This is a genomic window from Amycolatopsis dendrobii (assembly GCF_014145675.1).
Classification (GTDB): domain Bacteria; phylum Actinomycetota; class Actinomycetes; order Mycobacteriales; family Pseudonocardiaceae; genus Amycolatopsis; species Amycolatopsis dendrobii.
This window is the reverse complement of sequence record NZ_JACGZW010000040.1, coordinates 1-4,917: the sequence shown is the minus strand read 5'-3', so window position 1 is coordinate 4,917 and position 4,917 is coordinate 1. Positions and strand designations below refer to the sequence as shown.

The 4,917-nt window shown below is 69.3% G+C and carries 5 protein-coding genes; all 5 read right to left on the bottom strand.

What is annotated here, in order from left to right:
• Nucleotides 1–41 precede the first annotated feature (41 nt).
• The 5 genes from H4281_RS44990 to H4281_RS46730 all read right to left on the bottom strand — a co-directional run bounded on the left by H4281_RS44990 (nt 42) and on the right by H4281_RS46730 (nt 4,664).
• Entirely contained in the window at nt 42–794 is a 753-nt protein-coding gene (locus H4281_RS44990; RefSeq protein WP_182896950.1) for an SDR family oxidoreductase, read from the bottom strand.
• Between the two features lie 8 nt (nt 795–802).
• Nucleotides 803–1,618, bottom strand: coding sequence for an alpha/beta fold hydrolase (locus H4281_RS44985; RefSeq protein ID WP_182896949.1), 816 nt, complete (start codon nt 1,616–1,618; stop codon nt 803–805).
• A 65-nt stretch (nt 1,619–1,683) separates the two neighbouring features.
• Complete coding sequence (locus H4281_RS44980) at nt 1,684–2,802, bottom strand: epoxide hydrolase family protein (RefSeq protein WP_182896948.1); 1,119 nt, start codon at nt 2,800–2,802, stop codon at nt 1,684–1,686.
• Entirely contained in the window at nt 2,795–4,012 is a 1,218-nt protein-coding gene (locus H4281_RS44975) for an RNA polymerase sigma factor (RefSeq protein WP_182896947.1), read from the bottom strand. The genes H4281_RS44980 and H4281_RS44975 overlap by 8 nt, the downstream gene beginning before the upstream one ends.
• Before the next feature lie 34 nt (nt 4,013–4,046).
• Nucleotides 4,047–4,664 carry a YciI family protein gene (locus H4281_RS46730; RefSeq protein WP_312872300.1) on the bottom strand — a complete coding sequence of 206 codons (618 nt, stop codon included), beginning with the start codon at nt 4,662–4,664 and terminating at the stop codon, nt 4,047–4,049.
• Nucleotides 4,665–4,917 lie beyond the last annotated feature (253 nt).

The window sequence follows — 4,917 nt, the reverse complement described above, 5'->3', positions numbered from 1 at the left end:
GAGGGAATCAGAGTCTCAGGGTTCCCCTCACGGACGTCGGCTCAGTTTTCGCGGTCGATGTTCAGCGCGGAGAAGGTTTGCACGACCGGCATTAGTTCGATGACGTTGATGTTCACGTGTTGTGGCTGGGAACTGGCCCAGAAGACGGATTCGGCGACGTCGTCTGCGGTCAGCGGGGTGGTGCCCGCGTAGACGTTGTTCGCCTTGGCCTGGTCGCCGCCGAAGCGGACGGTGGAGAATTCGGTGCCGCCTACCAAACCCGGTTCGACGTTCGTTACGCGGACGCCGGTACCGCGCAGGTCGGAGCGCAGGTTGAGGCTGAACTGGTGGACGAACGCCTTTGTCGCGCCGTAGACATTCGCGCCGGGGTAGGCGTAGCTGCCCGCGACGGAGCCGATGTTGATCACGTGTCCGGTGCCGCGTTCGACCATGCCGGGGAGCACTGCGCGGGTGAGGTGGACGAGACCGGTCACGTTGGTCTCGATCATCTGGTCCCAGTTTTCCAGCTTCGCCTCGTGCGCGGGTTCGAGACCCTTCGCGAGACCGGCGTTGTTGACCAGGATGTCGATCTTCGCCCACTCCCCGGGCAGTTGCGCGACGACGCCCGCGACCGCGGCGGGGTCGCGGACGTCGAGGACCAGCGGGTACACCGCGTCGCCCAGTTCGTCCGCGAGTGTCTTGAGCCGGTCGCCGCTGCGGGCCGCGGCGACGACCCGCGCGCCCTCCGCGACGAACCGGCGCGTGATCGCGGCACCGAATCCGGCGCTCGCGCCGGTCACCAATACGGTCTTCATGGAGTGCGTCACCGTTCTTCCGCGTGGTCCTGGTCAAGGAAGCGGCCGAACACGTCGTTGAACTCGGCCGCGCGTTCCAGGTTAGGCAGGTGCCCCGCGCCGTCGAGCACCACCAGCTGCGAGCTGGCCACGAGCTGGTGCAGCAGCTGCGCGTCGGCGACCGGAGTGAACTCGTCCTCGCTGCCCACCGCGACCAGCGTCGGCACGCTGACCTGCTTCAGCGAATCGCGGTAGTCCGGTCGCTTCGCCCGGGCCCGCAAGGCTGCCGCCGCGCCTGCCGCCGGTGCGTTGCGCATCATCTTCTGGACGTGCCCAGTCACTTCTGGGTTCTCGCGGAAGGTGCGCGGCGACACCATCTTCGGCAACAGCTCGTCGGCGTAGGAGGTCATGCCTTCCGCGAGCACCCGGTCCGCGGCCTGGTTGCGGGTCACCTTTCCTTCGTCGGTCTCGGGCTCGGCGAATGTGTCGGCGAGCAGCAGCGCGGCGATGCGCTCCGGGTGATCCCGGACGGTCTGCATCACGATCTGCCCGCCCATCGACAGCCCGCCCAGCGCGAAACGGCCGATGCCGAGGCGATCGGCCAGTCCGACGACGTCCTCGGCGAAATCTTCGAGCCCGCGGACCGCCGGACCGGTGCTTTCGCCGTATCCCCGCAGGTCAGGCACCACGACACGGTGCCCGTTGCGGGCGAGGTACTCGGCCTGCGGAGCCCACATCGACCGGTCGAACGGGTGCCCGTGCACGAGAAGCACCGGGGTCCCCGGCCGCGGTCCGAGGTCGTCGTAGGCGATCCGAGCGCCGGAGGGGAGAAGGACTGTCTGCATGTCCCCGACGCTAATCGGGGTGATTTCTCAGTGCAATAAGGTGCAATGTAGTCGGAGCAATGTTCTTACCGCAGCTTCGCGAAGAACCGCCGGACGTCGCCCGCCCACAGCTCCGGTACCTCCTGTGCCGCGTAGTGGCCGCCGCGGTCGTACTCGTTCCACGACACGAGGTTCCGGCGATGTTCGGTGAACACTCGGGTCGACGGCAGGTCGCCCGGGAACTGCGCGACCCCGAGCGGCACCGGAGCACGGCCTTCGGCGGGCGTCTCCCGGGCTTGCTCGGCGTAGATCCGGATCGCCGAACCCGCCGTGCCGGTCAGCCAGTGGACCGTGACGTGGGCGAGGATCCCGTCGGCGTCGAGGCCGTGGTCGTGCATCGCCTGCGCGTTCCAGCCGAGCAGGCCGGCGGGGGAATCGGACAACGCGTGCGCGAGAGTCTGCGGCTGCTGCGCCTGGACGACGCCGTAGGACGCTTCGTCGGTGAAGTAGCGGTGGAACGCGTCCCAGGCGGCTTTGTCCTTATCGGACAGGTCGGCGATCCACTGTGGATCGTCGTCCGGCGGCGGATCCCAGGTCTGCGTCACGTGCGCGCCGATCACCTGGCCCGGAGCAATGCGGCCGACCTCCGGCGCGATCCCCGAACCCCAGTCGTTGCCCGCGGTCCCGTAGCGCTCGTACCCGAGCTGGCGCATCAACTCCGCCCACGCCCGCGCGATCCGCCGCGGACCCCAGCCGGTGTCGGTCGTCGGACCGGAAAACCCGAACCCCGGCAACGACGGCAGCACGACGTCGAACGCGATCGACGGATCAAGCCCGTGCGCGCGAGGGTTGCTCAACGGCCCGACCGCGGCCAGATATTCCGCCGCCGAGCCCGGCCACCCGTGGCTGAGGATCAACGGGATCGCGTCCGGCTCCGGCGAACGGGCGTGCAGGAAATGCACATTGCTGCCGTCGATCGTGGTCGTGAACTGCGGATACTCGTTGAACCGCCGCTCCAAAGCCCGCCAGTCGTAGCGCTGCCGCCAGTACTCGGCCAGCTCGCGCACCCGGCCAGTGCTGACGCCATATCCCTGGTCGCCGCCGGCCGGTTCCGGCGCCCACCTTGTCCGGTCAAGCCGTTCTCGCAGATCGACCAGGTCTGCTTCCGGGATCTCGAGCCGATACGGCCGGATCTCGTCAGTCATGCTCAGCTCCTTCGGAGAGCCGCCGGGCGCAGGCGTTGAGATACCGCACCTGGCGGACGTTGGTGGCGAGTTCGGCCGCGCGCAGGTACGCGCTCCGGGCCGCTTCGCGGTCGCCCGCCTTTTCCAGAAGATGCGCCCGCGCCGCATAAAACCGCCGGTCGCGGTGGTCCAGCGCGCCAAGCAGTTCAAGCCCGGCGGCTGGCCCGTCCGCCATCCCGACCGCGACGGCGTGGCTCACTCTCGCGACTGGACTCGCCGAAACCTTGAGCAGCAGCCGGTAAAGCCCGACGATCTGCCGCCAGTCGGTCTCCGCCGCGGTGGCTGCCTCGTCATGGACCGCCGCGATCGCCGCCTGCAGCTGATACGGCCCGACCGGTCCGCGCGGCAACGCCGCCGTCACCAGCTCCACCCCGCGCCGGATCGACTCTGCCTTCCACCGCGTCCGGTCCTGCTCGTGCAGCGGAACCAGCTCGCCCTGCTCAGTCGCTCGCGCCGGCGACCGCGCGTCCGTCAGCAACATCAACGCGAGCAGCCCCGCGGCCTCGCTGTCGTCCGGCAGCAACGCGGCCGTCAGCTCGGCCAGCCGGATCGCCTCCCTTGCCAGGTCGCCGCGGCGCAAATCCGGCCCCGACGTCGCCGAATATCCCTCGGTGAAAATCAGGTACAGGACGTGCCGGACGGCTTCGAGCCGCTCGCCGCGCGCCTCTTCCGGCGGCATCCGGAACGGCACGCCGCTGTCCTGGACGGTCCGCTTGGCCCGGGAGATCCGGCGCGTCATCGAGTCCTCGGAGGTGAGGAACGCCCGCGCGATCTCGGCCGTCGTGAGCCCGCCGACCGCCCGCAAGGCGAGCGCGATCTGCGACGCCGCCGACAACGACGGATGGCAGCAGAGCAGAAGCAGGATCAAGGTGTCGTCCCCGGCCTGCTCGCCGATGTCCTCGCGCGCGGCGCGGACCTCCCGCTCCCGTCTTGCCTGGTCAGCGCGAAGCAGATCGATCAGCTTCCGGCTCGCGACCTGCAGCAGCCAGCCGAAGGGCCGCTCGGGAATCCCTGCCTCCGGCCACTGCTGGGCGGCTTTGAGCAGCGCTTCCTGGACCGCGTCCTCGGCCGGGTCGAACCGCCCGTAACGGCGGACCAGCGCGCCCAGCACCTGCGGCGCGAGAGTGCGCAGGGTGTCGTTGAGCGTGGCCGGGACGGAAGGGCCGGTCATCTCTGCCGCCTTGGTTCGGTCTTGTGGCAGGAGGTCAGAGTTCGTCTTCGCTGCCCATCACCGGCCGGACCACGACTCCGGCGTTCGCCAGCCGCCCCGGCGCCTTGAGCAGTCCCGCCGCGATCTCGGTCGCGCGGTCGAAACCAGCGCAGTCGACCATCCAGTACCCGGCGATGACCTCTTCGGTTTCGCCGAACGGCCCGTCTGTGACGACCGGAGCCCCGTCCCGCAGCTGGATGCGGCGAGCCCCTGGGTCTCGACGAGTTCTCCCGAATCGGCCAGCGCCCCGGTGAACCCGGCGAGGAAGTCGTCGACCGCCGCCACCTCCTGGGGCGTCGCCCCGCCTTCCTCGGCGCTGAGGTGGTCGTAGTCCTGCTGGTTGCCGTACGCGAGGATCAGGTACTCCATCGGATGCTCCCTCTGTGCTCTTGCGACCGGCGCTTGGCCGCCAGCCGGGGGAAGAACGAAGCTGCCTGCCCCAGACCGGACATGGTTTCCGGTGACCCGGGTCACTCGCCAGTCGCGACCGGCTCGCCGCTGATGATGCCCTCGAACCGTCTTGCTTCCGCGTGCGTCGCGCACGCGCAGGCCGATGTCCAGCGGCAATCCGCTTAGCCCGGCAGCCGACGCCGGTCGGGGCTCGGGCATTCACCGATAACGCGAGCCGCCCCGTTCTCCCGCATTACGGCATCCGCGAGCCGATAAGCCGCCGGAATCGCCGCGCTCTGGCCCGCCGACTCGCGGCCACGCTGCCCGCCGGATCGGTTGCAGTGGGCCTATTCGGCCGGTTGACCTGCGAAGATCGCATTAAGGGACCCCCCTGTTCCGGGCCGTTTTGAGCCGTGTAATCTTCTCTTCGTCGCCAGGGAAACCGGGCGGCCGCCGGGACACGAACCAAGCTCTCG

Bases quoted from the DNA above. Each gene is read 5' to 3' on its own strand.
- H4281_RS44985 (WP_182896949.1), bottom strand. From the start codon at position 1,618: ATGCAGACAGTCCTTCTCCCCTCCGGCGCTCGGATCGCCTACGACGAC.
- H4281_RS44975 (WP_182896947.1), bottom strand. From the start codon at position 4,012: ATGACCGGCCCTTCCGTCCCGGCCACGCTCAACGACACCCTGCGCACT.
- H4281_RS44990 (WP_182896950.1), bottom strand. From the start codon at position 794: ATGAAGACCGTATTGGTGACCGGCGCGAGCGCCGGATTCGGTGCCGCG.
- H4281_RS44980 (WP_182896948.1), bottom strand. From the start codon at position 2,802: ATGACTGACGAGATCCGGCCGTATCGGCTCGAGATCCCGGAAGCAGAC.